General features: G+C 42.7%; 26 protein-coding genes. 8 read left to right on the top strand and 18 right to left on the bottom strand.

The annotated features are described in order from the left end of the window. Positions 1-27: 27 nt before the first annotated feature. The 4 genes from V5M37_RS01885 to rlmD form a co-directional block, all read right to left on the bottom strand. Positions 28-1068 carry an ABC transporter ATP-binding protein gene (locus V5M37_RS01885; RefSeq protein WP_423800498.1) on the bottom strand — a complete coding sequence of 347 codons (1041 nt, stop codon included), beginning with the start codon at positions 1066-1068 and terminating at the stop codon, positions 28-30. Between the two features lie 40 nt (positions 1069-1108). Continuing rightward, on the bottom strand, positions 1109-1888 hold the full coding sequence (locus V5M37_RS01880; RefSeq protein WP_423800497.1) for an ABC transporter permease: 780 nt from the start codon (positions 1886-1888) through the stop codon (positions 1109-1111). After that, a complete protein-coding gene (locus tag V5M37_RS01875) occupies positions 1881-2717 on the bottom strand; it encodes an ABC transporter permease (protein WP_423800496.1) in 837 nt (278 codons plus the stop codon). Before V5M37_RS01875 ends, V5M37_RS01880 begins: the two co-directional genes overlap by 8 nt. A gap of 308 nt (positions 2718-3025) precedes the next feature. Then, on the bottom strand, positions 3026-4396 hold the full coding sequence (rlmD, locus tag V5M37_RS01870) for a 23S rRNA (uracil(1939)-C(5))-methyltransferase RlmD (RefSeq protein WP_423800495.1): 1371 nt from the start codon (positions 4394-4396) through the stop codon (positions 3026-3028). 233 nt (positions 4397-4629) lie between these two features. Here rlmD and V5M37_RS01865 point away from each other — a divergent pair, with 233 nt between their 5' ends. Then, positions 4630-4950 (top strand): hypothetical protein, encoded by a 321-nt coding sequence (locus V5M37_RS01865; protein WP_213147746.1) that lies wholly within the window; start codon positions 4630-4632, stop codon positions 4948-4950. Positions 4951-5150: 200 nt separating this feature from the next. Here V5M37_RS01865 and V5M37_RS01860 read toward each other — a convergent pair whose 3' ends face one another. The 3 genes from V5M37_RS01860 to V5M37_RS01850 all read right to left on the bottom strand — a co-directional run bounded on the left by V5M37_RS01860 (position 5151) and on the right by V5M37_RS01850 (position 8398). After that, entirely contained in the window at positions 5151-6620 is a 1470-nt protein-coding gene (locus V5M37_RS01860; RefSeq protein ID WP_423800494.1) for a nicotinate phosphoribosyltransferase, read from the bottom strand. A 64-nt stretch (positions 6621-6684) separates the two neighbouring features. Continuing rightward, positions 6685-7236, bottom strand: coding sequence for a cysteine hydrolase family protein (locus tag V5M37_RS01855; RefSeq protein ID WP_423800493.1), 552 nt, complete (start codon positions 7234-7236; stop codon positions 6685-6687). Between the two features lie 220 nt (positions 7237-7456). Further along, the gene (locus V5M37_RS01850) at positions 7457-8398 is read right to left on the bottom strand and encodes a diacylglycerol kinase (RefSeq protein WP_423800492.1); all 942 of its coding nucleotides are present in this window, start codon (positions 8396-8398) and stop codon (positions 7457-7459) included. Positions 8399-8812: 414 nt separating this feature from the next. Between V5M37_RS01850 and ehuB the strand changes: the two genes are divergently transcribed. From ehuB to plsY, 5 genes are all read left to right on the top strand, one after another. Continuing rightward, the gene (gene ehuB, locus V5M37_RS01845) at positions 8813-9682 is read left to right on the top strand and encodes an ectoine/hydroxyectoine ABC transporter substrate-binding protein EhuB (protein ID WP_423800491.1); all 870 of its coding nucleotides are present in this window, start codon (positions 8813-8815) and stop codon (positions 9680-9682) included. 89 nt (positions 9683-9771) lie between these two features. Further along, entirely contained in the window at positions 9772-10428 is a 657-nt protein-coding gene (gene ehuC, locus V5M37_RS01840; RefSeq protein WP_423802558.1) for an ectoine/hydroxyectoine ABC transporter permease subunit EhuC, read from the top strand. Beyond that, complete coding sequence (ehuD, locus tag V5M37_RS01835) at positions 10425-11135, top strand: ectoine/hydroxyectoine ABC transporter permease subunit EhuD (RefSeq protein WP_423800490.1); 711 nt, start codon at positions 10425-10427, stop codon at positions 11133-11135. The genes ehuC and ehuD overlap by 4 nt, the downstream gene beginning before the upstream one ends. Positions 11136-11211: 76 nt before the next feature. After that, positions 11212-11994: an ectoine/hydroxyectoine ABC transporter ATP-binding protein EhuA gene (gene ehuA / locus V5M37_RS01830; protein WP_423800489.1), complete on the top strand. Its 783-nt coding sequence runs from the start codon at positions 11212-11214 to the stop codon at positions 11992-11994. Positions 11995-12182: 188 nt separating this feature from the next. Continuing rightward, entirely contained in the window at positions 12183-12809 is a 627-nt protein-coding gene (gene plsY / locus V5M37_RS01825) for a glycerol-3-phosphate 1-O-acyltransferase PlsY (protein ID WP_423800488.1), read from the top strand. 123 nt (positions 12810-12932) lie between these two features. Here the strand turns inward: plsY and V5M37_RS01820 are convergent, their stop codons facing one another. After that, positions 12933-13487, bottom strand: a complete 555-nt coding sequence (locus V5M37_RS01820) for a thioredoxin family protein (protein ID WP_423800487.1) — start codon at positions 13485-13487, stop codon at positions 12933-12935. 224 nt (positions 13488-13711) lie between these two features. On the opposite strand from V5M37_RS01820, the gene putP reads away from it, so the two are divergent. After that, positions 13712-15190: a sodium/proline symporter PutP gene (gene putP / locus V5M37_RS01815; RefSeq protein WP_423800486.1), complete on the top strand. Its 1479-nt coding sequence runs from the start codon at positions 13712-13714 to the stop codon at positions 15188-15190. Positions 15191-15230: 40 nt separating this feature from the next. Here the strand turns inward: putP and V5M37_RS01810 are convergent, their stop codons facing one another. Beyond that, complete coding sequence (locus tag V5M37_RS01810; protein WP_423800485.1) at positions 15231-15773, bottom strand: DUF1697 domain-containing protein; 543 nt, start codon at positions 15771-15773, stop codon at positions 15231-15233. Positions 15774-15914: 141 nt separating this feature from the next. Here V5M37_RS01810 and V5M37_RS01805 point away from each other — a divergent pair, with 141 nt between their 5' ends. Continuing rightward, positions 15915-16346 (top strand): VOC family protein, encoded by a 432-nt coding sequence (locus V5M37_RS01805; RefSeq protein WP_423800484.1) that lies wholly within the window; start codon positions 15915-15917, stop codon positions 16344-16346. Between the two features lie 497 nt (positions 16347-16843). Here the strand turns inward: V5M37_RS01805 and V5M37_RS01800 are convergent, their stop codons facing one another. The 9 genes from V5M37_RS01800 to V5M37_RS01760 all read right to left on the bottom strand — a co-directional run bounded on the left by V5M37_RS01800 (position 16844) and on the right by V5M37_RS01760 (position 26443). Beyond that, positions 16844-17992, bottom strand: coding sequence for a cation:proton antiporter (locus V5M37_RS01800; RefSeq protein ID WP_423800483.1), 1149 nt, complete (start codon positions 17990-17992; stop codon positions 16844-16846). A 540-nt stretch (positions 17993-18532) separates the two neighbouring features. Continuing rightward, positions 18533-19960 carry an Asp-tRNA(Asn)/Glu-tRNA(Gln) amidotransferase subunit GatB gene (gene gatB, locus V5M37_RS01795; RefSeq protein ID WP_423800482.1) on the bottom strand — a complete coding sequence of 476 codons (1428 nt, stop codon included), beginning with the start codon at positions 19958-19960 and terminating at the stop codon, positions 18533-18535. Between the two features lie 12 nt (positions 19961-19972). Continuing rightward, the gene (gatA, locus tag V5M37_RS01790; RefSeq protein WP_423800481.1) at positions 19973-21424 is read right to left on the bottom strand and encodes an Asp-tRNA(Asn)/Glu-tRNA(Gln) amidotransferase subunit GatA; all 1452 of its coding nucleotides are present in this window, start codon (positions 21422-21424) and stop codon (positions 19973-19975) included. Between the two features lie 13 nt (positions 21425-21437). Continuing rightward, positions 21438-21731 carry an Asp-tRNA(Asn)/Glu-tRNA(Gln) amidotransferase subunit GatC gene (gene gatC, locus V5M37_RS01785; protein ID WP_213120875.1) on the bottom strand — a complete coding sequence of 98 codons (294 nt, stop codon included), beginning with the start codon at positions 21729-21731 and terminating at the stop codon, positions 21438-21440. Positions 21732-21905: 174 nt separating this feature from the next. Further along, a complete protein-coding gene (locus V5M37_RS01780) occupies positions 21906-22562 on the bottom strand; it encodes a bifunctional 4-hydroxy-2-oxoglutarate aldolase/2-dehydro-3-deoxy-phosphogluconate aldolase (protein ID WP_423800480.1) in 657 nt (218 codons plus the stop codon). A 21-nt stretch (positions 22563-22583) separates the two neighbouring features. Next, positions 22584-23525 (bottom strand): sugar kinase, encoded by a 942-nt coding sequence (locus tag V5M37_RS01775; protein WP_423800479.1) that lies wholly within the window; start codon positions 23523-23525, stop codon positions 22584-22586. Positions 23526-23545: 20 nt separating this feature from the next. Next, positions 23546-24694, bottom strand: a complete 1149-nt coding sequence (gene dgoD / locus V5M37_RS01770) for a galactonate dehydratase (RefSeq protein ID WP_378587982.1) — start codon at positions 24692-24694, stop codon at positions 23546-23548. Between the two features lie 52 nt (positions 24695-24746). After that, positions 24747-25568 (bottom strand): carbohydrate ABC transporter permease, encoded by an 822-nt coding sequence (locus V5M37_RS01765; protein WP_423800478.1) that lies wholly within the window; start codon positions 25566-25568, stop codon positions 24747-24749. Next, positions 25565-26443 (bottom strand): carbohydrate ABC transporter permease, encoded by an 879-nt coding sequence (locus V5M37_RS01760; RefSeq protein WP_423800477.1) that lies wholly within the window; start codon positions 26441-26443, stop codon positions 25565-25567. Before V5M37_RS01760 ends, V5M37_RS01765 begins: the two co-directional genes overlap by 4 nt. Positions 26444-26463 lie beyond the last annotated feature (20 nt).

Here is a 26463-nt window from a genome sequence, read left to right as displayed (position 1 = left end):
AGTTTTTATTAATAATTTTATTGCCTATTAAACTATGATTAGCTTGTGAGCAGGAATGGATAATGTAACTGTGTCTCCAACTTGGTAGATGACATCATCCGCTTTATTTGCCCGTAATGTTCCAATCGGGGTTTCTACCTCATATTGGTAGGACTTGCCTAGGAACGTCCGGACCTTTATCTTTCCTGATACAGCATTGTTGGTATTTGGCTCGGTACCTTTCCCAATCTCAATATCATCTGGACGAATGGTTCCTGTACCTTTTGCTGGTCTCCATTGGCGGGTGCTTTCGAAGACCGTTCCATCGACTGCTTTATACTTCCAATCTTCAGTAGGCGCTAGCTTAAAGAAGTTCTCAAACCCGATAAAGCGGGCCACAAACTCCGTTTTTGGGTTTTTATAAATTTCTTCAGGTGTGTCGAACTGCTCGATCACGCCTTTATTCATAACGGCCACCTTGTCCGAAATGGAGAAACACTCCTCTTGATCATGCGTGACAAACACGGATGTAATCCCCAATTGGCTTTGAATCCGTTTAATTTCAATCCGCATCTGCAGGCGCAATTTCGCATCCAGGTTACTGAGAGGTTCATCTAATAATAATAATTTCGGCTCGATCACTAAGGCACGAGCTAATGCTACACGCTGTCTTTGCCCGCCGGAGAGCTGTTTCGGATAACGATTGCCCAGCTCTTCTAACCCCGTAATGGCTAAAATATCATTTACTTTTTTTTCAATGGTTTGCCTTTTTTCCTTGCGTAATTTCAACCCGAACGCAACATTTTCTTTAATTGTTAAATGGGGAAACAAGGCATAGCTTTGGAAGACCATTCCAAACTCCCGTTTATGAACGGGCACTTTCGTTAAGTTTTTATTATCAACCACGAACTCGCCATCATTTGGCTCAATTAGGCCGGCAATCACCCTTAAAGTGGTTGTTTTCCCGCATCCGGATGGTCCTAATAAGGAGACCAATTCTCCTTTTTCAATCGATAAATTTAAATCTTTTAATATATCAGCTTTGTTGTCATAACTTACACGAATATCTTTTAATTCAACATAGGACATAATGCTGTTCTACCCCCGTCGCTGTTGGATTCTGTCTGTTCTATGAAATACTGGCTAACCCTAATGTTTTTTCAATAATAAACATCAAAACAATCGTCCCAAGCATTAATACAACGGATAATGCCGAAACCGATGGGTCGTAGTTGTATTCAATATAATTCATTAAGTTAGTTGGCAGCATCGTAACACCTGGTCCTGATAAAAACTGCGAAACAGGAATATTGTTAAAGGAGTTAATGAACGCGAGCATAAAGGAAGCAAAAATTCCCGAAGTAATGTTTGGCAGCACTACTTTGATAAACGTCTGTAATTTTGTACAGCCTAACGTCCATGAAACCTCTTCAATTGAAAAATCTAACTGCTCTATCGTTGAGCCGACAACCCTGATTACGTATGGCAGGCAAATTAAGAAATGGCCTAACAACAGTCCTTGGATAATCGGGAATTGGAACTTAATCACGATAAATTGATACATGGCATATCCAACGACCAATCCAGGCACGATTGTTGGCGAAAGAAAGAAACTCTTAATCCAATTTCGTCCAAAAACCTTATGACGGGCCAATGAATAGGCAGCTGGTACACCAATTATCAACGCCAAGAGTGTCGCAATAAAAGCTACTCTTAAACTGAGAAAAAAGCTGTCCATAAAGGCTTCATTGCTAAACACTTTGCCGTACCAATCAAGGGTAAAACCTTTAATTGGAAATTGAATGGTTGAATTCGTTCCAAAAGAAGTCACGATAATAATCAGCAAAGGCACTAGCAAAAATGCAAAAACCAAACCCGCAAATACCTTTAAACCAACATTTTTACGCACTTGCCTCACCTCTCTTATCCATGCGGCCCGCAACCCAGTTGAACAGCTTCATCACAATCAAAGTCGCGGCTATCATAATCAAAGCAATAACACTGGCACCCTGCCAGTTTCCTAACGCAGTCGCATTTTGATATAAGAAGGTTGCAAGCATGATATTCCGGTTTCCACCTAATAATTGCGGAGTAGTATAGGCTGTCATGCTTCCGGTGAAAACCAATATACTGCCAACAATAATTCCTGGCACGCTCAACGGCAGAATAACCTTCATAAAAGCAACCAAACGATTGGCGCCTAACGTTTCTGCAGCTTCCATAATTTCCGAATCAATGTTCTCTAATATCCCCACTAAAGTAATAACCATTAAAGGTAAGAAGAGATATACAGAGCCAATCACAATTGCGAATTCCGTATAAAGCAGGGTAAGTGGTTTTGATATTAACCCAATGCTCTTTAACGCATTATTTAGAATACCGTCTTGTCCTAAAATGGTGATCCATGCAAAACTTCGCACAACCGAATTCGTTAACAACGGAAACAGGGTAATCGACATTAACAGGCCACGCCATTTTTTTGGACTTTTCGAAATATAATAGGCGGTCGGAACTCCTAGCACTACACAAATTAAAGTTGCAATCAGTGAAATTTTTATCGTCCGCCAAAAAATACCGAAATTATATTCATCCATAAAGAACGAAATGTAGTTCCTCAAAGTGAATCCTCCATCAAAGAAGGTTGGGTAAATCGCGGTAATAAGCGGTAACACCAAGAATAAAATCAAAAGAATCAATCCTGGAGCCAAGATGATGTATGGGATTCTTCGCTGTGTCATATCTGGCCTCACTTTCAAAAAGGGTTATTCATGTTGGTAAACAAGTATAAGTTGTATTCCTTTCATAGAGTATTATAATTTATTAATTTCTCTTTGACAACACAAAATACGAATAATATGTATTGTATTTGTTTTTAATGTTCGTGAATTGTATTTATCAACACAGGTATTCGTAATCGGATGATTAATTTTACCCTCATTCACGAATGTTATCAACAAAAAACCACTCCCTATTTTTATAAGGAGTGGTTTTTTGGTATAGAAATAAAACCTTTCACGGTTAGAATTATAATAGTTGGTTAGTTGTCTTACTTTAAAATGAGTTGCGCCACACATTCAACATGCGTCGTCATTGGAAACATATCAACCGGCTGGACTTCCAGTGTTTTGTAGCCGCCATCTTCTAATATCCGCAGATCCCTCGCCAAAGTTGCGGGATTACAGGAAACATAGACTACCTTTTTCGGCTGCATTTCAATAATGGTGCGGAGAAGGGCCTCATCACAGCCTTTGCGCGGCGGGTCTACCACTAGCACATCCGTTTTATTGCCTTCCTTGTACCATTTTGGTATAACAACCTCGGCTTCCCCGACTGCAAATTCAGCATTAGTCATTCCGTTCAACGCCGCATTCCTGCGCGCATCTTCAATCGCCTCCGGAACCACTTCGACACCAAAAACCTTCCGAGCCTTTTGTGCCAAAAATAAAGAGATGGTACCAATTCCGCAATATGCATCAATGACACTTTCCTCAACGTTTAAATCCGCATATTCCAAAGCTTTATCGTAAAGCACCTTCGTTTGAACAGGATTAACCTGATAAAAGGATAGCGCTGAGATTGCGAATTTCACATCGCCAATATAATCATAGATCACTTCGCTGCCCCATAAAAGGTTGGTTTTCTCGCCAAGGATGACATTCGTCCGCTTCGAATTCACGTTATGGACAATCGACTTTACCTTTGGAAGGCGGGCGATGATTTCATCAATTAACTCCTTTTTATACGGGATTTCCGGTGTTCTGGTAATCAGCACGACCATGAGTTCCCCGGTTTGTTTTCCATACCGGGCCATAATATGCCTTAAAACACCTTTATGAGTTTCCTCATTATAAGCCGGAATCCCGAGCCGGCTGCAGATTTCCTTGGCCGTCTGGATAGCCTCATTTACTTCAGGCAACTGGATGACACTTTCATCCATATCGACGATTTCATGGCTTCTTTGCTTAAAAAAGCCGGCAACCAGCTTGCCGTCCTTTTCACCGACAGGCACCTGGGCTTTGTTACGGTAATGAAATGGGTTGTCCATTCCTAAAATCGGGTGAACTGTCACATCCTCCAATTTACCAATCCGTGTGATTACCTGCCTGACTTGATTTTCCTTGTACTTTAGCTGCCCCTCGTAGCTGATATGCTCAAGCTGACAGCCCCCGTATTTCGTTTTCTCACTGTCAGGGATATCCACCCGATACGGACTTCGTTCGTAAAGCTCGATTAACCGCCCAATCCCGTAGCTTTTATTAACCTTGATGACTTTGACTTTCGCCTTTTCACCCGGCAGGCCGTTCGGCACGAACAGCGGATAGCCTTCCACCTTCGCTACCCCTGCCCCGTCATGAGTTAAATCTTCAAATTCAACATCTATATAATCATTTTTATTGACTGGTAATGCTCTGCTCATTCGCTTCTTCCTTTACATCTATTTACTAGCAAGATTTTAACATAAAGCAGTATCAAATGCGAAAAGACCCTTTTCCAGTTTATCAAAGACATTTTCATCTGATTTGGATGCGAGTTTGTCCTTGAAAAAATAATATTGTAAAATAGGCACAAAAATTGTCAGAATATTTTTGTTTTAAAATATAATGATAGTGTATATGATTAAATTATCCCTTTTGGAAGGAGTGGATCGCGATGAAGATGATAAAAGGCTTCTCAATCATCATGTTCCTTGCCTTTCTGGCCTTCACCTTTTTACATTCTTCAAATTCGCCTCCCCACCACCATCCAGAAAGCAAGGCAATCATTCAATTAGATGATTGGACAGCCAAGCATCAATGGAACGATGAGAAAAAACAGCCATTTGACCTGCATCTATTCTTCCTGCTTACATCCATTATGCCTTTCGCAGCAATACCTCTCCAATTTTTTCAGACCAACTTCAGAAGAAGGCAAAGTTTTCTTATCCCCATTTTTTATCAAGCTAACTATGTGATTAAAGCCTCCCTTTTTTAAATAATTTTAAAAATAAGGGAGGAAATATAAATGGCAATGTGGTTCCGACTAATAATGATTGGTTACTTTTCCTTAACAGCAGCTGGACTTCTGACCTTCCAAGGCATCGAAATTTACCATGCCTTTATCGATTTCTTTAAACAAAAATAAAAATAAGGCTGCCCCCTCAATTAAAATGAACCTCGGGGGCAGCCTTTTTGTTATTCTTCTTCTTTCATCGCTTCTACTTTATCTTTCACTTCTTCGATATTTCTCATTTTGTTATCCCAGCATTTTTGGCTTAAGTCCACTGGATAATGCTCTGGATTCAGCATCCGCTTGTATTCATCCCAAAGAGCAGCCAAATTTTGTTTTAAATAATCCCGGGATTCCTCCAAACAAGGAATTTCATAAACATACTCCCCGTTTACAAAAATATCCTCATGAAGTTCTTTTGCTGTGAAATTCGTGACCACCTTATTTAAATACGTATGGGTCGGATGGAACATGCGCAGCTTCTTTTCCGGAAGCTTTTCACCCTCCATTGCGATATAATCCCCTTCCGCATGATGGTTTGTATTATTGATAATCCGGTAAACCTTTTTCAGGCCCGGGGTTGTTACCTTTTCAGGGTTGGAAGAAATTTTAATCGTATCCTCCATTTCACCTGCTTCGTTTTCAATCGAAACGATTTTATAAACAGCACCTAATGCAGCCTGGTCATAGGCAGTAATCAATTTCGTACCAATTCCCCAGCTATCGATTCTCGCGCCCTGAGCCTTCAAGTTAATAATCGTATATTCGTCCAAATCGCTAGATGCAAAAATTTGTGCGTCTTTAAAGCCTGCTTCATCCAGCATTTTCCTCGCTTCCTTGGAAAGATAGGCAAGGTCGCCGCTGTCGAGGCGAATTCCGATAAAATTGATCTTGTCTCCAAGCTCTTTTGCCACCTTAATGGCATTTGGCACGCCAAGGCGGAGCGTATCGTACGTATCGACCAGAAAAACACAATCCTTATGGGTTTCTGCATATTTATGAAAAGCAGTATACTCGTCCTTATAGGCTTGCACCATGGAATGGGCATGTGTTCCGGCCACAGGGACCCCGAACATTTTCCCCGCTCTTACATTGCTGGTAGCTTCAAAGCCGCCAAGATAAGCCGCTCTTGTTCCCCAAATGGCCGCATCCATTTCCTGAGCCCGTCTTGATCCAAATTCCATTGCCACTTCATCGCCAACAATCTGCTTGATTCTTGATGCCTTCGTTGCGATTAATGTTTGATAGTTCACAATGTTAAGCAAGGCCGTTTCAATAAGCTGTGCCTCTGCCAGCGGTGCTTCCACCCGCAAAATCGGCTCACTGGCAAAAACAAGCTCGCCTTCCTTCATGGACCGAATGGTTCCAGTGAAACGCATCCCCTTTAAATAGTCTAAAAAATCTTCCTGGTAGCCTACTTCATTTTTCAAATACTCAAGGTCTTCCTCACTAAAACGAAAGCCTTGAATAAATTGGATGACTTTTTCAAGACCGGCAAAAACGGCATAACCATTGCCAAACGGCTGTTTGCGGAAAAACAATTCAAAGACCGCCCGTTTATTGTGAATGCCATCCCGCCAATACGTCTCTGCCATATTAATCTGGTAAAGATCTGTATGCAGAGTCAAACTATCATCATGATAAATGTGTTTCATAAATTGACCTCCGAGATACTATTACAGCTTTTCAATATTATATCCCATATTACCATTAAAAAGACTATTTAACTACAGCCCCCAGCGACTGTTCGAAGTGGCCGAGAGCCCACTCATGCCCCGCTGGATTAAAGGAAGCAACCGCATCCTTGTAAACAACAATCTTAAAACCTTTGTTATAGGCGTCAACGGCGGTATGGAGGACACAAATATCGGTACATACACCAACTAGGTGAACCTCCGTGATTTCGCGCTCGCGCAGCTTGATTTCAAGGTCTGTCCCAGCAAAGGCAGAGTATCTGGTTTTATCCATATACTTGACATTTTCCTGTTCCTTATTTTCCTCATATACTTCCTGCAACGCCCCGAATAAATCCCTTCCGGAGGTGCCGCGCAGGTTATGGGGCGGAAATAGCTTTGTTTCCGGATGAAATTCATCATCTTGGTCGTGGACATCAATCGCAAAAACAACATAGTCGCCGCTTGCAATAAACTCTTTTGTCAGTTCTACAATCTTCCCCTCAATAGCCTGCCCTGGTGCGCCACAGGTTAATGCCCCGGCATCGGCAACAAAATCAAACGTATAATCAATATTTATTAACGCCCTTTTCCCCATGTGAAATCGCTCCTTTTAATCGTGTCATGACTTATGTCTTTAATTCATTATACACAGTCTTTGAAACCTTTTCACACAATTAAGAATTCATAAATGGAAACTCGCCGATTGGCGAGTCCGATAGGACGAAGACAGGGCGTAGTTGAATTTATTCTTCCCTATTAGCAAAAAAAGTCCGCTCCATCTGGAACGAACTTTTGCGATTGTATTTATTTTTCCTCTAACTATATCGCTTTCCCGGAACCCAATCCGTAGGCCGGTCATTTGGACGGATATCATCAAATCGGACGAATACTTCCAAATGGCGGTACAGGTTTTCGAATTCAGCCGGCAGCAAGCCGCCAAATTCTCCGTCTAAATTTAACTGCACCTTTTCATCTGAAAACACTTTCACTCGGTTTGCTTTGGTATAAAGGACGTTTGGGTCATTTACATGCTCACCGCGAACAGCTAGCGTTGCAACCCTAATAAATTCAGCCAAATTTACTTTTTTCAAAATCAGCAGTGAAAATAATCCGTCGTTAATTGATGCATCTGGAGCTAACCTTTCAAATCCACCAATGGAATTGGTCAACCCGATGAGAAACATCATCGCTTCCCCTTCGAATATTTTTCCATCATATTCAATCTTGAGATGGGAAGCCTTAATTGACGGCAGCATTTCCATTCCTTTTAAGTAGTAGGCAAGCTGGCCGAGCATTGTTTTCAATTTGCTGGGTACCTCATAGGTTAATTCGGTAATCCTTCCCCCGCCGCCAATATTAATAAAATATTTATCATTAATCCGGCCAATATCAACAGGAATGAGTTCCCCGCGTGTGATAATATCAACTGCTGCCGTAATATCACGCGGTATATGCAGGGCCCTGGCAAAATCATTGGTCGTACCGGCAGGAATAATCCCTAGTCTCGGACGGTAGTCTTGCTCGGCAATGCCATTAACCACTTCATTAATTGTTCCGTCACCGCCAGCAGCAATGACCACATCGTACTGACGTTCAACAGCAATTCGCGCCGCCTTTGTCGCATCGCCTGCACCTGTTGTCGCGTGGCAAGATGCTTCATATCCGGCGAGTTCTAATTTTTCAAGGATTTCCGGTAAATGACGTTTAATCATTTCACGTCCGGAAGTAGGATTATAAATCAGTCTTGCTCTTCTCATCCATCATCATCCTAATTTTAATATCGGCTTGTTATTTCTATATTCTACCAATTAATGTAATGCGTTACAATTATGCCTTACATCCTATTTTTAGGGAAAAACGTCCCTTTACTATAATACCTTTGTTTTATTTTTTTGCAAAAAATAATTACCCTTTAACTCAACAAAAAAGGCCTTTAGACTGTACCAGATTAGCATCCAAGAGTATCTGGGAGCATATGGGAGGATTTTTTAGGATGTTTCAGCTCATAAAACGAGAGCTATCGAGAGCCCTTCTCATCCAAAATAATCCTGAAATATCAGATTTGTCTGATTTTTAAACTTAAAGTAAAATGGGAACCAACCCTTTTCTGCCCAGTTTTCTTCCATTTTTCCAATCAAAGAATTTTATTATTTTTATCAGGGAGGTCGATCATGAAACAGTTAAAAACTATATTGATAGGCATTTTATCTATTTTTCTATTAGCCGCTTGTTCGGTTACTACCTCAGGGGATGAACAGCTATCCACCCTTGAAAAAGCAAAAAAGGAAGGCAAGATTGTTGTTGGATTTGCCGGTGAAAAGCCGTATGCATATGAAGATGAAAACGGGAAATTGACAGGGGAAGCGGTTGAGGTTGCCCGTGCCATCTTTAAGGAAATGGGTATTGAAAAAATGGAAGGAAAATTAACTAAGTTTAGCTCACTGATTCCGGGGCTAAAAGCTGGGAAATTTGATGTCATAACGGCTGGGATGTACATAACACCAGACCGTTGTAAACAAGTGGATTTTGCCGAACCTGATTATTCCATCGGTGAAGCACTTGCTGTTAGAAAAGGGAATCCCAAAAACATTCACAGTTACAAAGATATTGCTGCAAACCCAGATACCAAAATTGCCGTTATGAACGGCGCAATTGAAATAGAATATCTTAAGGCTGCCGGGGTGAAGGAAAGCCAGATGGAAGTTGTCACCGATATCCCATCAAATATCACCTCACTAGAGTCCAATCGTGTTGATGCCATTACGATGACAGGCCCGACACTAACTGCTGCCCTGGACACAGCCAATGCCAAAAACATTAAGGTCGTGGATGATTTCACTCAGCCTTCTGTTGATGGAAAAAGCGTCCGCGGGTACGGAGCGGCAGCGTTTAAAAAAGGCGATAAGGAAATTGTCAAAGCCTATAATGACGAACTGAATAAAATGAAAGAATCTGGGGAGCTTTTGGATATCCTCAGCAAATTTGGATTTACGGAGTCAGAATTACCTGGAGATGTCACAACAGCAGAACTTTGCAAATAATGATTGTTGTTCCAGTTTAAAAAGGCACTCCTCCTCGAGAGTGCCTTTTTCCTGCTAATCTATGAAACTATTCTATGGAGGGATGAATTATCAATAAATATATCGATATTTTTTCAAAAATATTACCAGGGGCAGTCGTGACCATTGAGGTTTTGCTTGCATCCGCCGTATTGGCATTTGTTATAGCATTCATCGCCGGGCTCGGACGTGTATCCCGATTCTCCATTATCCGCAGAGTCACCGCTGTTTATGTTGAGCTGTTTAGAGGAACATCGTTACTTGTACAGCTATTTTGGATTTTCTTTGCCCTGCCGGCTTTCGGAATTCAGTTTTCCGCTTTTCTCGCCAGTGTCGTTGCCCTCGGGCTAAATTATGGGGCGTACGGTTCTGAAATTGTTCGCGGCGCTATTACGGCTATCCCCAAAGGGCAGACAGAAGCTTCAATTGCATTAAATATGACGAACTTCCAGCGGATGAGACTGGTCATTTTACCGCAGGCCTTTCGCATGATGCTGCCAGGATTCGGCAATATATCAATTGAACTTTTGAAAGGGACCTCGCTTGTATCCTTGATTACCTTAACCGATTTAACTTATAGGGGCTTAATCATTCAGAATTCAAATATTAGCTATACGATGCCAGTTTTCGTTACCTTGCTGTTCGCCTATTTCATTGTGGCACTGCCGCTTATTATCCTCGCTAGAAAACTGGAGAAATGGTCAGCGAAAGGAGTGGCAAACGCATGAGTTGGGATTGGAATTTTGCCATTGAAGTTTTCCCTGAAATCCTCGGCGCTATTTGGCTCGTGATTGCAATAACTGTTGGATCTTTCCTTGTTTCATTAATCCTCGGGCTCATTTTGACTTTTGGGAGACGGTCAAGGTTTAAGCCATTATCACTAACCGTTTACGCATTTATTGAATTTGTCAGAAGCACTCCCCCGCTTGTTCAATTGTTTTTTGTATACTTTGCACTTCCTGCGATTGGCATTTCCATCAATAAATATGCGGCAGGGATCCTGACACTAGGGGTTCATTACAGCACTTATATTTCTGAAGTATATCGTTCGGGAATAGAGGCTGTTCCTAAGGGGCAATGGGAGGCCGCTACAGCCATGAACTTTAGCAAAACACAAACCTGGTTCCGTGTCATCCTGCCGCAAGCCATACCTCCAGTTATCCCGATGCTTGGGAACTATTTTATTGTGTTATTTAAAGAAACCCCGATTTTAATGGCCATTGGCATCGGGGAATTTTTACAAAAAGCGCAATTGATAGGAGCTAATCAATTTAAATATCTCGAACCAATTACCATTGTTGGATTGTTGTTTCTCCTGCTTAGTTACCCATCGGCCTTACTTATTAATAAACTGGAACAGAAATCAAAGCTGGCATTCAGCGGTAAAGATAAACGCCTGAGCAAAAACCCTTTTCGATTAAAGTCGGGGGCTTAACATTAATTTAAAAAATAGAAAGGATGAGATGATGAGTATTCCTGAAAGGAAGCTAGAGCCGTCAAAGGTATATCCAATGAAGAAAACAAATAATCCTATTGTTGCCTATGAAAATATCAAAAAAAGTTTTGGTGAGGTTGAAGTATTAAAGGGTGTGAACCTTAACATCAGTCCTGGTGAAAAAGTGGCATTAATCGGCCCGAGCGGTTCAGGAAAAACCACGATTATCCGGATGCTTATGACATTGGAAAAACCGACTTCCGGTTTTATTAAGGTAGAGGGGAATTATTTGTGGCACAAAGAAATGAATGGAGGATTAGTTCCGGCCACTGAAAAACATTTACGCAATATGCGCCAAAATATAGGGATGGTCTTCCAGCACTTTAACCTCTTTCCCCACATGACCATTTTACGGAATGTCACAGAGGCACCCATCCATGTATTGGGAATGCCGAAGGAAGAGGCCCATCAAAGGGCAGTTGAAATGCTTGAAAAAGTTGGCCTAGGCGACAAATTGGATGCCTACCCAGCCCAGCTTTCCGGCGGACAAAAGCAGCGGGTTGCAATTGCCAGAGCAGTTGTCATGCAGCCAAAGGTGATGCTGTTTGATGAGGTCACTTCTGCACTTGACCCGGAGCTTGTGGGTGAGGTTCTCCAAGTGATCAAGGACCTTGCAAAAGAAACGGATATGGCGATGATTTTGGTTACCCATGAAATGGACTTTGCCCGTGATGTCGCCGACCGAGTTGTCTTTCTTCACAACGGTCAAATTGAAGAAGAAGGAGCACCAAAGGAAATTTTCGAAAACCCTAAAAGTCCAAGATTAAAAACCTTCTTAAGCCGATTCTTGAAATCTTAATATCAATAAAAGGAGGGCGTCGGTCCTCCTTTTTTCTCAATTTACTAATCCCAACTTACAACTAGTACTCTTATCTATCATTGTCAAGAACACACTTGTAAATTTTCCAATTAATGATAGTTCGACAAAATACTTCCAATTATTTATGGTAGAATAAAAGAAAATTCTTCTAAAAGGGAATGATTGTTATGTTCTGGTGGCTGCTGCTTGCCTCCTACTTAATTGGAAGCATTCCGACTGCATTAATTATAGGAAAACTGGCCTATGGTATTGATATCCGTGACCATGGCAGTAAAAACCCCGGTGCTACCAACACGCTGAGAGTATTAGGTAAAAAGTCCGCGGTCTTCGTCCTCGTGATTGACCTGGCTAAAGGTGCGTTAGCGGCGGCACTTCCCTTCTATTTTCAGCTCAATGCAGAACCGCTTTACTTCGGCCTGGCAGCTGTGGTCGGCCATTGCTTTCCCATTTTCGCCGGTTTCCGCGGCGGCAAGGCCATTGCCACAACAGCCGGTGCTTTATTGGTTGCAAACCTGCCATTACTTGCAATCGCTTATGTCACGTTCTTTGCTGTTATCTTTTTGACGAAGTACGTATTTTTCGGTTCCATATCTGTCGGGCTCAGCATGCTGATTTATGATTTGATTTCTCCGAAGATTGAATTTGAACTGATTTTTCTTTTATTCCTTTTCTTGTTAATTTATCTTCATCGTTCTAATATTCGCAACTTCATTCTTGGGATTGAGCCAAAGATTAATGACAAAAATTTAGGCAGGGACCGGATCCCTCCCAAAAATAGCGGAATTAAATTTTAAATCAAAACTCACCGATTGGCGAGTCCGTTAGGACGGTTCATGAGGCTTAGTTAAGTTTATTCTTTCTTATTAGCTAAAAAAAGGGCCCCAAATCGACATTGTTTGTCGCCGGGGCCCTTTACTTTACTTTAATAGCACAGCCATGATGCTGTTTGCAACCGTCTGCCAAATGGAGGCATCCGTTTGATAAGAGGCAGCTAGTTGTTTATATAAAGCAAGCTGCTTTTCCTGAAAGTCCTCTGCATCCTTGTCTGGCAGGGCAGCACGCTCTCTTTCCACCCTCGCCTGCACTTCCGGTGCACGCGGGCCCCAAACTCCTACCTCATTTCCTTCCTGGTCGATAAAAATAAAGATTGGAATCGCCCTTGATGTTCCATTGGTCAAGTATTGGTCCATCAATTCCAGATTTTGATCGCGCAGGACCATCCGCACTTCCATGTCCGCTGCCTCGGCAATTCGCAGCAATACCGGATTATTCAGCATCGCATCCCCGCACCAATCCTCTGTCAAAACAATTGCCCTCAACTTCCGAGGCTTTAGCGTTTCCAGCCGGACTGTATCCTCTTCCTTTAAAGCAAACTTCTCATAAATGGAAAGCATTTGCTCCTTATTTCGAGTCATCGCGCCAATGTACTCATTGACCGACATTCCTTTTTCGAACCAATCATTTAAATTCATCATGTCCCAACCTTTCTTTTTTTCTTTTATGATAAACATTTTCAATTTGAATTACAAAAACACCGCTTACATAAGGTTATCATATTATTCTAAAAATATTTTTCATTATTTTAATAAATCAATATTTTGGTAGTGGAATTTTATACAGCAAACAGATAAAATATAAATACTGCAGAAAATATTATTCTAAATATTTTCTGTTTTTAAAAAAAGGGGGTAAATGTATGTCCAATGAAACTTTACAACTTGTTTCGATTGGAATTTACTTGGCCGCGATGCTGTTTATTGGCTGGTATTCCTATCGAAAAACAAGTAACTTAACTGATTACATGCTCGGAGGACGTTCTTTGGGTCCTGCTGTAACCGCTTTAAGTGCCGGTGCTGCAGACATGAGCGGATGGCTCTTAATGGGACTGCCTGGGGGAATTTATGTAACCGGTTTAGCCGATGCCTGGATTGCCGTCGGTTTAACAATTGGTGCTTACCTGAACTGGTTATTAGTTGCACCGCGCCTTCGCTCTTATACGCAAGTAGCAAATGACTCCATCACAATTCCTAGCTATCTAGAAAACCGCTTTAAAGACAACACGAAATTGCTCCGCATTGTATCTGGTATTGTTATTCTTATTTTCTTTACTTTCTATGTTTCATCAGGGATGGTTTCTGGAGCAGTCTTTTTTGAAAATTCCTTCGGTACAAGCTATCATACCGGACTTTATATTGTTGGCGGCGTTGTTGTGGCCTACACCTTGTTTGGTGGATTCTTAGCCGTAAGCTATACCGACTTCATTCAAGGTTTAATGATGTTAGTCGCTTTACTTCTTGTTCCTGCACTTGGGATTTTTAAAACAGGTGGCCCGGCAGAAACGTTTGATACGATTCGAGCCATCGATCCGACTCTACTTGACTTCTTTAAAGGAACTACTACTCTTGGAATTATTTCAGCAATGGCTTGGGGGCTTGGCTACTTTGGCCAGCCGCATATCATTGTCCGCTTTATGGCCATCAAAACAGTTAAAGAAACAAAAAGTGCCCGCCGCATCGGTATGAGCTGGATGATTATCTCGCTGATCGGAACAATTTTTACCGGATTTATTGGACTTGCCTACTTCCACCAACATACTGAGAATGTGTTAAAAAACCCGGAAGCTGTCTTTATTACACTTAGCCAGATTTTATTCCACCCATTATTTGCAGGCTTTGCCCTAGCCGCAATTCTGGCAGCGATTATGAGTACAATTTCTTCCCAGTTGATTGTTACTTCCAGTGCGCTGGTTGAGGATTTGTACAAAGTAGTCGTGAACAAAAAGGCATCTGATAAACATTTAGTTTTCTTAGGGAGAATGGCAGTACTTATCGTAGCTGTTGTTGCCTCTGCACTTGCCTTTAAGCAAAACAGCACCATCTTAGACCTTGTTGCTTATGCATGGGCTGGCTTTGGTGCCGCGTTCGGTCCTGTCATCCTGTTAAGCTTGTTCTGGAAAAAGATGACGAACTGGGGCGCCCTGTTTGGAATGATTGTAGGGGCTGTCACAGTTATCGTTTGGAAAAATACCGGACTTGGCGATACGCTGTATGAAATCGTCCCAGGCTTTGTTTTCAACCTTGTCGTATCTGTTGTTATCAGCATGATCACATATAAGAAAAATGATGTGGTTGAGAAAGAGTTTGAGGAAAGCGTTCGGTTGTTGAAGCAAGAATAGCTTTATGAGGAAACGCTCGGAATTGTGATCCGAGCGTTTTTTATTTATCTAGTGCCTTTGCCAGCGTATCGAGTTTAACTACCGTCTTCCAGTTCCTCACGGTCGCAGGAACACCTAACTTCGGAAGCTGTTGTGCCAGCTTGGAGGTCCGAATGCTTTGACGGAGATACAAATAGACATCTTTCCCCTCTATTTTAAATTCATCCTGATTACTTTGGATGGAGCCCAATTGCTGAACACCCTCCTCTGAAGGTTGACCTGCCAAAAATGCCACTTGTATACTTTCTTCCTCTTTTAAAGACTCCGTCGGGAATGGGCATGTCCGGATGATTCGTTCAAAATCCTCTGCTGTCCTTAAAACAACCGGAACCGGAAATCCAAATTTCTTGGCGATTTCATCTTCCAACAGTTGGGTAAGCTTTTCCGGCTTCTCGTTTGATTCAAATAAGACGTTCCCGCTTTGAATATAGGTTTTGACCTTTTTTAGCCCTAGCTCTTCCAATAGATTTTTTAAGTCTGCCATTTTGATAATATTGTGCCCGCCAACATTTATGCCTCTTAACAGTGCAATATAAATGGTCATAGTAAGCCCCTCACTTTTTCCCGCTTTTCTTTCAATCTTACCATTTCTTATCATGGATAAACGAATTGAACTGGTGTGGGAAGGAGTTTTTTGGAAGTTTAGAGAAAAAATAAGTAATAAACATATTTGGAGGTTTTATTGATGATTCCACAACGAGTAAGCCTGGTTACCATTGGTGCCAATAATCTGCCTGCACTGCGTGCTTTTTATAAGTCTTTGGGCTGGGAGGAGACTGAGTTCAGTTCTGACCAATATGCTGTATTTAAAACGGCTGGGGTGCTTATTTCTCTGTTTCCTATTGAGGAGCTGGCGAAGGATGCCGGGATTGAGTTTGGAGGCTCTGCTGAACATTATCGCCCTGTTACCTTGGCGATTAATGTGGACCATAAGGAACAGGTAGATGAAGTTATCGAAAAAATCCGCGCGGCAGGGGCCCGAATCTTAAGGGAGCCAAGTGATGCCTTTTGGGGCGGTCGGACAGCCTACTTCGCCGATCCCGAAAATAATCTTTGGGAAGTCGCCTGGAACCCAAGTTCAGTATTTGATGAGCGCGGTGCGATGATCTCTTTCTAATGTTTTGATTTATACTTTTCATAACTACATGGAATCTGGGCCTAGTCAACCTAGGGTTTTATGAACATATTATAACTCCCTGGCATCGAATTCCGGGCTCCTTCGGCATTGTGAAAATTTCATAACTACCTAGTCCTCAGGCTCAGCTGCCTTTCAGGCGTTATAAACCCTTCATAACTACCTAAGCCACGGGCCCGACTGCCTTTCGGGCGTTATAAAACCCTCCATAACTACCTGAGCCACGGGCTCGACTGCCTTTCGGGCGTTATGAACCCTTTATAACTACCTGGGCTCCGGACTCAACTGCCTTTCGGGCGTTATAAACCCTCCATAACTACCTGAGCCACGAGTTCGACTACCTTTCGGGCGTTATGAACCCTTCATAACTACCTGAGCCACGAGTTCGACTACCTTTCGGGCGTTATGAACCCTTCATAACTACCTAAGCCACCGGCTCGACTGCCTCTAGGGCGTTATGAGCCCTTCCCTGCCATTACTTATCCAATATTCTGACTTGCCGCCGCCCTCTTAAAAAATAATTTCATCATCGGCGGAGTAACCAACGTGGACACCAAAGTCACAACAACAATTATGGCGAACATGTCCTGACTTAAAAGTTTGGTCTCCAACCCAATATCGGCAATAATCAATGCCACTTCGCCGCGCGATACCATCGCAGCACCAATTCCCAAAGCACTGCCCCAAGAAAATCCGGCTAAAACTGAACCAAGAGATGCACCAATTAATTTCGTTAAAATAGCTAAAATACTTAATAATACGATTGGAATAATGTTTTCACCAATGCCGCCGAACTGTGCGGTCACACCAATTGAGGTAAAGAACACTGGTACAAAGATGGAATAACTGATGGTTTCGACCTTTTCAAAGATTTCATGTTTGAAATCCGTTAAACTGATTGCCACACCTGCAATATAGGCCCCTATAATAGCCGCAACTCCTGTAAATTCCGCTAAATAAGCATAAACAAAGCAAATTATCAGAGCTGACGATATAACCGTTTCTGATTCTTTTAAAACAGAGAATCTTTTTAAAAATAATGGGACAACTGCCCAGCCGATTAAAAGCGCCCCTGCAAAAAATGCTACCTTTTTTAAAATAACGGCAGTTAGATTCACATCTCCGCCTGAGAGGCTCATTAAAAATGCTAACGCTATAATGACCACAACATCATCAATTACTGCCGCTCCCAAGATAGTAGTGCCTTCCCGGGTTTTTAGCTGATTCATTTCTTTTAACGCTTGTACAGAGATGCTGACGCTTGTTGCAGATAATACTAGCCCTAAAAACCAAGATTGTGGCGCTGACATTCCGAGTAAAATTCCAGCACCATAACCGAAAACAAGAGGGAATATTATCCCTCCAAACCCAACATACGTTGATGCTATACCTGACCTCTTAAATTCATCCAGATCCGTTTCCAAGCCGGCAATAAACATAAGCAGGATCACGCCAATTTCACTGAATTCTGCTAAAGTTTCAGTTTCATTTACCAATCCCAATACTGAAGGCCCTAAAACAATTCCAATCAAAAGGGTGCCGAGAACGGATGGCTGCCCAAGTCTGACACTTAGACTTCCGGCAATTTTCGAAGCAATTAAAATGATAGCCAATTGGAGAATTAACATATTTCACCCCTCTCTCAATTGTTAGCATTTGTTTTAAGCGAACCAAAAATGCAACACTATTATAAGGCTTCTATCACCGACAAATTCTCCCCCTCTTCCCTGCTAATCAAACGTTTAATTAAAAAGATAATAATACTTATTAATTCAAGGATTCAGATAAAATTAACCTTAATTTTTTGCCGAAAACATGCGTCCCAATCAAACGTTTGATTAAATCACCACTTCTTCTTAGAAAAATATAGCTTTTCTCTTCTACAAGGGCAGAACAATGTCGTTTCACATACTTTGTATTTCATATGAAAATCTCAAATCAACTCGAAAAATAAATCATCTCGGCCTATTTCCCATCCTTCGACACATTATCCCACTTTGCAACATCATCCAAACGTTTGGTTATTTCAAAGGAAAGCCCTATTTACAAAGGATTTTTTCCCGGGAAATGGTGCAGCGATTGTCGAATATTGCCCCGACATTATCTGCAAAGAAACTCCTTTACAGCATGCAAAAAACCGGCAGAAAAAATTCTACCGGCTTGCAAGCTTATCTCTTATTCAATTCCTGCACTAACAACTGATTCACCAATTGCGGGTTGGCTTGTCCCTTTGTCGCTTTCATGATTTGGCCAACAAGGAAGCCAGTGGCCTTTGCCTTGCCACCCTTAAAATCTTCAATCGATTTCGGATTGTTATCAAGAATCTCACCAATAATTTTCAAAAGCGTTCCTTCATCGGAAATTTGCACAAGCCCTTTATCTTTAACAATCTGCTCGGCATCTCCGCCGTTTTCGATTAACTCCTTAAAGACAGTCTTGGCAATCTTCGAGGATATTGTGCCATTATTAATCAACTTGATCATACCGGCTAAGCCCTCTGGCGTTAGCGGAACATCATGAAGTTCTTTGCCCTCGGCGTTCAAGTATGCGGAAACTTCACCCATGATCCAGTTGGACGCCATTTTTGCATCAGCACCTGCTGCTACTGTCGCTTCGAAGAAATCAGCTGTTTCTTTAATTACGGTCAATACTTTTGCATCATAAACCGGGAGGCCAAGCTCTTCGATATAACGCTTTTGACGCTCATCTGGAAGCTCAGGAATTTCGGCACGAATCCGGGATTTCCAGTCTTCGTCAATATATAATTCGAGAAGGTCCGGTTCCGGGAAGTAACGATAATCATCGGAGCCTTCCTTTACCCTCATCAGAATAGTGGCACCAGTTGCCTCATCAAAGCGGCGTGTTTCCTGATCGATTTTTCCACCGCCCAAGACAACCTCGCGCTGACGCTTTTCTTCATATTCAAGTCCTTTTCGTACAAAATTGAACGAGTTCAGGTTTTTCAACTCTGTCTTTGTTCCAAATTCCTCTTGCCCGACTGGACGAATCGAAATATTGGCATCACAGCGAAGTGAGCCCTCTTCCATTTTACAATCGGAAACGCCTGTATATTGGATAATGGACTTTAATTTTTCCAAATAGGCATAAGCTTCATTTGGAGTTCGAATATCCGGCTCAGAAACGATTTCAATCAGCGGCGTTCCTTGACGGTTAATGTCCACTAATGAATAGCCTTTTTCATGGTTCAGCTTGCCGGCATCCTCTTCCAGATGAATCCGGGTTATGCCAATCCGTTTTGTATAACCGTCCACTTCAATTTCAATCCAGCCATGCTCGCCGATCGGCTGATCAAATTGCGAGATTTGGTATGCCTTCGGGTTGTCTGGATAAAAATAGTTTTTCCTGTCAAACTTCGTATGCGTGGCAACTTGGCAATTCAGCGCCATTGCTGCTTTCATCCCATAATCGACTACCTTTTTGTTCAGAACAGGCAGCACCCCTGGGTAACCAAGGTCGATGACAGTTGTATTTGTATTCGGCTCAGCACCAAAGTGGTTTGGGCTGGACGAGAAGATTTTTGATTCTGTTTTTAGCTCTACATGGACCTCAAGTCCAATCACTGTTTCGAATTCCATTCTATTCACCCCCTACAATTGCGGCTTCTTTTTATGATGGTCGGTTGCCTGCTCGAACGCATGGGCAACACGATAAATAGTTGCTTCGTCAAAATGCTTGCCGATAATTTGCAAACCTAACGGCAGTCCGCCTTCAAAGCCGCATGGAACTGAGATTCCCGGCACACCGGCAAGGTTCATTGGTATTGTCAGAATATCGTTCACATACATCGTTAATGGATCATCAATTTTTTCACCAATTTTAAAAGCAGGAGTTGGCGTAGTTGGCCCGATGATAACATCATATTTTTCAAAGACCTGCTCAAAATCCTGTTTAATCAATGTACGTACCTTTTGCGCCTTTTTATAGTAGGCATCATAGTAACCGGAGCTTAGCGCAAAGGTTCCGAGCATAATCCGGCGCTTTACCTCATCACCGAAGCCTTCTGCCCGTGTCTTCTTATATAAATCAAGTAAATTCTCTGCATCAGGTGTTCGGTAACCGTAGCGGACACCATCGAAGCGGGCCAGGTTGGCAGATGCTTCTGATGAAGAAATTAAATAATAGGCTGCCAATGCGTACTTGGAATGCGGAAGAGAAACTTCTTCCCAAACCGCGCCAAGACCTTCAAGCACCTTTAGTGCATCCAAAACAGATTGACGGACAGATTCTTGTACCCCTTCGCCAAGATACTCCTTCGGTACAGCGATTTTTAGACCCTTCACATCGCCTGTTAAGGCTCCAGCAAAGTTTGGAACGTCCACGTTTGCTGAAGTGGAGTCCATTGGGTCTAGTCCGGAAATGGCTTGTAATAAATAGGCATTATCCTCGACTGTCCGTGTGATTGGACCGATTTGATCAAGCGATGACGCAAAAGCGACAAGCCCAAAGCGGGAAACCCGGCCATAGGTTGGCTTCATGCCGACAACGCCGCAAAAAGCAGCTGGCTGACGGATCGAACCGCCTGTGTCAGAGCCCAGTGAAAATAGCACTTCTCCAGCTGCAACGGATGCCGCTGAACCACCTGAAGAACCGCCTGGGACCCGGTCAAGATTCCATGGATTTCGCGTCTTTTGGAAGCGGGAATTCTCGTTGGAAGACCCCATCGCGAACTCGTCCATGTTTAACTTACCGATCGTTACCGTTTCTGCCTGCTGCAGCTTTTGAACTACTGTAGCATCGTAGATTGGGTCAAAGTTTTCGAGTATTTTGCTGGCACAGGTTGTCCTTAGTCCTTTTGTGACGATATTGTCTTTCACGCCGATTGGCATGCCGTAAAGCAACCCTTTTGTGGCATCCAGATTGTCATCCAGGGCCTTTGCCGCTTGTCTGGCACGCTCTTCATCCAATGTTAAAAACGCCTGAACCTTGTCCTCGACCTCAGCAATCCGCTTATAGGATGCATCAACAAGATCGGAGACCTTCAGTTCTTTTTTATTTAAAAGCTCATGAAGATCTGAAACTTTATGGTCAAATAAACTCACACTAATAATCCTCCTACTCCCCTAAAATAGATGGCACTTTGAATTGGCCGTCCTGATGCTCCGGCGCATTTTTCAATACTTCCTCACGCGGCAACCCTTGCTTTGGGATATCCTCGCGGAGAACATTTTTCATATCAAGCACATGGTATGTAGGAGCCACATTGTCCGTATCCAGTTCATTTAACTGTTCAGCAAATGTGATGATGGCATCAAGCTGCTTGGTGAACTTTTCTGCCTCATCCTCGGTAATCGCAAGACGCGCCAAATTGGCCACGTGCTTCACCTGGTCGGTTGAAATTCGCGACATGTCTAAGTTACCTCCGATTATTGTCATTTAATATTGATGATACCAAACTTTTTCGCTTTACCGCAATGATTACTCTTTAAGTATGGACAAGAGTTTTTAATTTTAGTTCAATTCGGACATTGAAAGTGCCTTTCGAAAAAGAAAAAGCACCCTATTCAGGCGATGGGTGCCTTGTTATTTGATCAAGTTACGTGCAGCTCGTACTGCCTCAACATATGCAGTTGCTTTTTCTTTTAGTTCGCTGAAGTTGCGTTCTTCTATTAATTTAGAATTGACCAAGCTCCCTCCGATTCCACAAGCTACTGCGCCGGCTTTAATATAGGACTCAATATTTTCTAACGAGACGCCGCCTGTTGGAATGACAGGAATGTGAGGAAACGGAGCCCCGACATCCTTAATATACTTTGGTCCAAGATTCCCAGCTGGAAAAACCTTCACTGCATCCGCGCCCCATTCAACCGCTTGAATCATTTCAGTCGGGGTCATCACACCCGGAATCGCTATTTTGCCATAACGTAGTGCCGTTCTAATCACCTCTTCAGAAAGGCTAGGGCTAAAAACAAAATCTGCACCTGCCGAGATGGCACGCTGGGCGGATTCACGGTCAATAACCGTTCCCGCTCCGATTAGAGCTTGACCTTTAAATATCTGCGAATATTTTTCAATTGTTCGGTATGCATGTGGTGAATCTACAGTCACTTCGAGTGCCGTCACTCCGCCCTCAACAAGGCTTTCAATCACCTGTCCGACGATCTCCTCGGGCACCCTGCGGATAACTGCGATAATACCGCTTTCGACTAATTTTTGCAGCAACTGTACTTTCGGTATCACGAAAATCTCTCCTTCCCACTACTATCTCAAGATTTCTTCAGAGCGATCAGGAGCGATTTCAGCCCAATATGGATAACCCTCCACATCACCCGCCACCGTTACAGCAGAAGCGCCTACCCGGTTTCCTAGGTAAACGGCATCCCTATAGGACCAGCCGCGAAGCAAGCCCGATATGAAGCCGGCAGCAAACCCATCGCCAGCACCAACAGTGTCGACTACCTTCTCAACTCTGTACCCGTCGACGTATTCCTGCTTATCTCCATCATTGTAATAGGCTCCGGAATCACCGAGTTTCACAACGACCGCCTTTGATCCATTTTTAATTAATCGCTCAGCTATTTTCTCCGGTGTTTTTTCACCTGTAAGAATCAGACCTTCTTCAATACCCGGCAAAACGATATCGCATTTACCGGCAATATCCATTAACACTTCACGCGCTTCTTCCTTTGTCCAAAGCTTCAGGCGAATATTCGGGTCGAAAACAATCGTCACCTTATTTCGTTTGGCTGCATCAATCGCATGATAGACAAGCTCTCTGCAGGATGGACTTAACGCTGGTGTGATACCTGAAATATGAAGGATTTTCGCTTTGGCAATTTCACTTTCCTGCAAGTGAGCTTTTCCCATTCTGCTTGCCGCCGATCCGGCCCGGAAATAGTTTACTCTAGGATCTCTTCCATCTTGCCGTTCCTTAAAAAATACTCCTGTGGGGCAAGAGGGGTCAAAGGTTACCAAACTGGTATCGACCCCTTCACCGCGAATAAAGTTACGGATGTATAGGCCGAATTCATCCTCACCGAGACGACTCACCCAACTTACCAGATGGCCAAGTCTGGCGAGAGCGATGGCCACATTGGACTCTGCCCCGCCGATGGTCTTTTCAAATTCGTTGACATATCTTAGCGGCCCTGCTTTTGAGGGGTTTAATAGGACCATTGTTTCACCAAAGGTAATCACATCCATTTAATTTTCCCCCTTATTCATTACCACTCGGCAACACTGCCATCTTTATAGCGCCAAATTGGATTCTTCCAATCGTGCCCAACCTTCGCCATTTCCTTTACATGCTCTTCATCCACTTCAATCCCCAAACCCGGGCCTTCAAGAATGTTCACATACCCATTTTCATATTTAAAGACAGAACGATCCTTAAGGTAATCAAGCAAATCACTGCCCTGATTGTAATGAATTCCTAAGCTCTGCTCCTGAATAATTGCATTAGGCGTACAGAAATCCACCTGTAAGCACGAAGCTAGAGCAATCGGACCGAGCGGACAATGAGGAGCAACCGCAACATCAAAGGCTTCAGCCATAGCCGCAATTTTCTTCATTTCGAGAATTCCTCCAGCGTGCGAAACATCCGGCTGGATAATATCAACATATCCATCCATCAAGAGCTGCTTAAAGCCCCAGCGTGTATACTGTCTTTCGCCAGTCGCGATTGGCGTTGAAGTATATCGGGCGATTTCACGTAACGCCTCGTTATTTTCCGGAAGAACTGGTTCTTCAATAAACATTGGACGGTATGGCTCCAATTCTTTCGCAATGATTTTTGCCATTGTTTTATGGACACGGCCGTGGAAGTCCATGCCTATTCCCACATCTTTGCCTACCGCTTCACGGACTGCAGCAATTCTATTTATGACACTTTCCACGCTGGAAGTATTATCAATGTATTCCATTTCTTCAGTGGCATTCATTTTTACTGCTGTAAAACCTGCCTTAATCTTTTCCTTGGCTTCGTTCGCTACGTCGCTTGGGCGATCACCGCCGATCCATGAGTAGACGCGGATTTTATCACGTGCCGCCCCGCCAAGCATTTCATAAACAGGCATATTGTAGAATTTCCCTTTTATGTCCCACAGTGCCTGCTCAATTCCCGAAATGGCACTCATCATGATTGGACCGCCGCGATAAAATCCTCCACGGTACATCACCTGGAAAAGATCTTCAATTTTCCGTGGGTCCTGACCGATTAAATAGTCACTAAGTTCCTTTACACAAGCCTCTACCGTGCTCGCCCGGCCTTCGACGATTGGCTCGCCCCAGCCTTCTAAGCCGTTATCCGTTTCAATTTTTAGAAAAAGCCAGCGTGGAGGAACTTTGTATAATGTTAGATTCGTGATTTTCATAGTCAATTCGCCTCGTTTATATTATTTTTAAATCACGCATTTGCTAAGACTATTAACCTTTCACACTTCCGCCTGTTAATCCTGCAATGATATATCGTTGGGCAAATAGTGCGATGACTAGTACAGGTGCCGTAATGATGACAGATGCCGCCATCAGACCGCCCCAGTTAATTTCCGAATAGGATAGGAAATTAAAGATGGCAATCGGTAAGGTCTTCGTGTTATCGCCTGCTAAAATCAGTGAAAACATAAAGTTATTCCATGAGAAGATGAACGCCAAAATAGATGAAGTCACAATCCCCGGTCCCGAGATTGGCAGCATAACTTTGACAAACGCCCCTGGAATAGAACAGCCATCTACACGTGCTGATTCTTCAAGCTCATGCGGAAGCCCTTCAAAAAACGGAATCATAACCCAGATAATAAACGGCATGGTGACAAGCATATGGCTTAGGATTAGCGACGTGTATGTGTCAATTAATTGCAGTTTTGAAAAGATAATAAACCATGGGATAAGGAAAGAGATACCCGGTACAATTCTTGCTACAAGAATTAAAAGACCAAAGCCTTGCTGCTTGAATTTTGCAATTGAATAAGCGGCAGGAAGGCCAAGGATGAGCCCAAATAGGGTTGCCCCTGCTGCAACGACAAAGCTGTTCCATATAAAACTAAGAAAGTTATATTCTTTAAAAACATTAATATAGTTATTAAAGTTTGCTGTAATTTCAAAGATTTTATTGGTATTAAGAATTTGTACTTGTGTTTTAAATGAAGCGAGTAACATCCACAGGAACGGGAGTAAGAACAAAAACAGTACAAAATAAACGCCGAAATGGGTGAAAATGGATTTAATCGGACTTCGTTTTTCACTCATAGCTGTACACCCGCCCTTTTCCGTAAAAGAATCGTGAAAATACTAATCGATAGAACGATGATAAAGAAGATCATTAATAATGCAGAAGCTTGACCAATCTTGAAGTATTGGAAGCCTAACACGTACCCGTAAATGTTGGTCGTTTGGGATGAAGTCCCCGGTCCGCCCTGAGTAGTAGCATAAATAATGTCAAATGTTTTTAACGCGTCAATCATCCTTAATAAAACAGCGGAATATAGCGTCGGTTTTAACAACGGAAGCGTAATTTTTGTAAACGACTGCCAAGGAGTCGCCCCGTCAATCATCGCTGCTTCGTAAGGATCCTTCGGCAGGGAAACAAGACCTGCTAGAACGATTAAGGCGATCATCGGGGTCCATTCCCAAACATCAATAAAAATTAACGAAGGCATAACGAGACTCTGTGAGGTTAACCATTCCTGACCCGGAATTCCGAGTTTGCTTAAGAATATGTTAAGAATCCCAATATTCGGTTCGTAAATTAGGACCCAAATTAAACCGACAGCAACCGGAGTTGCTACCATTGGGAGCAGGAATAAGGTTTTGACAACGCCTTTTCCAACGATATTCTGATTCATAAGAATCGCAATTCCAACCCCTAATACCGTTTCAATCAACACAGCTACAATTGTAAAATAGAACATTAACCAAAGTGATTTAAGGAAAAGTTCATCTTTAAATAATGCGATATAATTATCCAAAGCCACCCATAACGGAGGAGTCACATTCGACATGCTCCACTCATGAAAACTCAGCCAAAACGTATAGCCCACAGGCATGACCATCATTAATCCTACAAAAAGCACAGCCGGCAAGGTAAAAACCCACTTGATGTGACGGTCAATCCAATTTGTCATTCTTTTGTTCCTCCCGGAAA

The sequence above is a fragment of the Neobacillus sp. SAB-20_R2A genome (assembly GCF_049568635.1).
Classification (GTDB): Bacteria; Bacillota; Bacilli; order Bacillales; family Cytobacillaceae; genus Neobacillus; species Neobacillus citreus.
The sequence above is the reverse complement of the archived record's forward strand: the minus strand, read 5'-3'. Positions and strand labels throughout refer to the sequence as shown.

Bases quoted from the DNA above. Each gene is read 5' to 3' on its own strand.
- V5M37_RS01885 (WP_423800498.1), bottom strand. From the start codon at position 1,068: ATGTCCTATGTTGAATTAAAAGATATTCGTGTAAGTTATGACAACAAA.
- V5M37_RS01875 (WP_423800496.1), bottom strand. From the start codon at position 2,717: ATGACACAGCGAAGAATCCCATACATCATCTTGGCTCCAGGATTGATT.
- rlmD (WP_423800495.1), bottom strand. From the start codon at position 4,396: ATGAGCAGAGCATTACCAGTCAATAAAAATGATTATATAGATGTTGAA.
- V5M37_RS01865 (WP_213147746.1), top strand. From the start codon at position 4,630: ATGAAGATGATAAAAGGCTTCTCAATCATCATGTTCCTTGCCTTTCTG.
- V5M37_RS01860 (WP_423800494.1), bottom strand. From the start codon at position 6,620: ATGAAACACATTTATCATGATGATAGTTTGACTCTGCATACAGATCTT.
- V5M37_RS01855 (WP_423800493.1), bottom strand. From the start codon at position 7,236: ATGGGGAAAAGGGCGTTAATAAATATTGATTATACGTTTGATTTTGTT.
- V5M37_RS01850 (WP_423800492.1), bottom strand. From the start codon at position 8,398: ATGAGAAGAGCAAGACTGATTTATAATCCTACTTCCGGACGTGAAATG.
- ehuB (WP_423800491.1), top strand. From the start codon at position 8,813: ATGAAACAGTTAAAAACTATATTGATAGGCATTTTATCTATTTTTCTA.
- ehuD (WP_423800490.1), top strand. From the start codon at position 10,425: ATGAGTTGGGATTGGAATTTTGCCATTGAAGTTTTCCCTGAAATCCTC.
- ehuA (WP_423800489.1), top strand. From the start codon at position 11,212: ATGAAGAAAACAAATAATCCTATTGTTGCCTATGAAAATATCAAAAAA.
- plsY (WP_423800488.1), top strand. From the start codon at position 12,183: ATGTTCTGGTGGCTGCTGCTTGCCTCCTACTTAATTGGAAGCATTCCG.
- V5M37_RS01820 (WP_423800487.1), bottom strand. From the start codon at position 13,487: ATGAATTTAAATGATTGGTTCGAAAAAGGAATGTCGGTCAATGAGTAC.
- putP (WP_423800486.1), top strand. From the start codon at position 13,712: ATGTCCAATGAAACTTTACAACTTGTTTCGATTGGAATTTACTTGGCC.
- V5M37_RS01810 (WP_423800485.1), bottom strand. From the start codon at position 15,773: ATGACCATTTATATTGCACTGTTAAGAGGCATAAATGTTGGCGGGCAC.
- V5M37_RS01805 (WP_423800484.1), top strand. From the start codon at position 15,915: ATGATTCCACAACGAGTAAGCCTGGTTACCATTGGTGCCAATAATCTG.
- V5M37_RS01800 (WP_423800483.1), bottom strand. From the start codon at position 17,992: ATGTTAATTCTCCAATTGGCTATCATTTTAATTGCTTCGAAAATTGCC.
- gatB (WP_423800482.1), bottom strand. From the start codon at position 19,960: ATGGAATTCGAAACAGTGATTGGACTTGAGGTCCATGTAGAGCTAAAA.
- gatC (WP_213120875.1), bottom strand. From the start codon at position 21,731: ATGTCGCGAATTTCAACCGACCAGGTGAAGCACGTGGCCAATTTGGCG.
- V5M37_RS01775 (WP_423800479.1), bottom strand. From the start codon at position 23,525: ATGGATGTGATTACCTTTGGTGAAACAATGGTCCTATTAAACCCCTCA.
- dgoD (WP_378587982.1), bottom strand. From the start codon at position 24,694: ATGAAAATCACGAATCTAACATTATACAAAGTTCCTCCACGCTGGCTT.
- V5M37_RS01765 (WP_423800478.1), bottom strand. From the start codon at position 25,568: ATGAGTGAAAAACGAAGTCCGATTAAATCCATTTTCACCCATTTCGGC.
- V5M37_RS01760 (WP_423800477.1), bottom strand. From the start codon at position 26,443: ATGACAAATTGGATTGACCGTCACATCAAGTGGGTTTTTACCTTGCCG.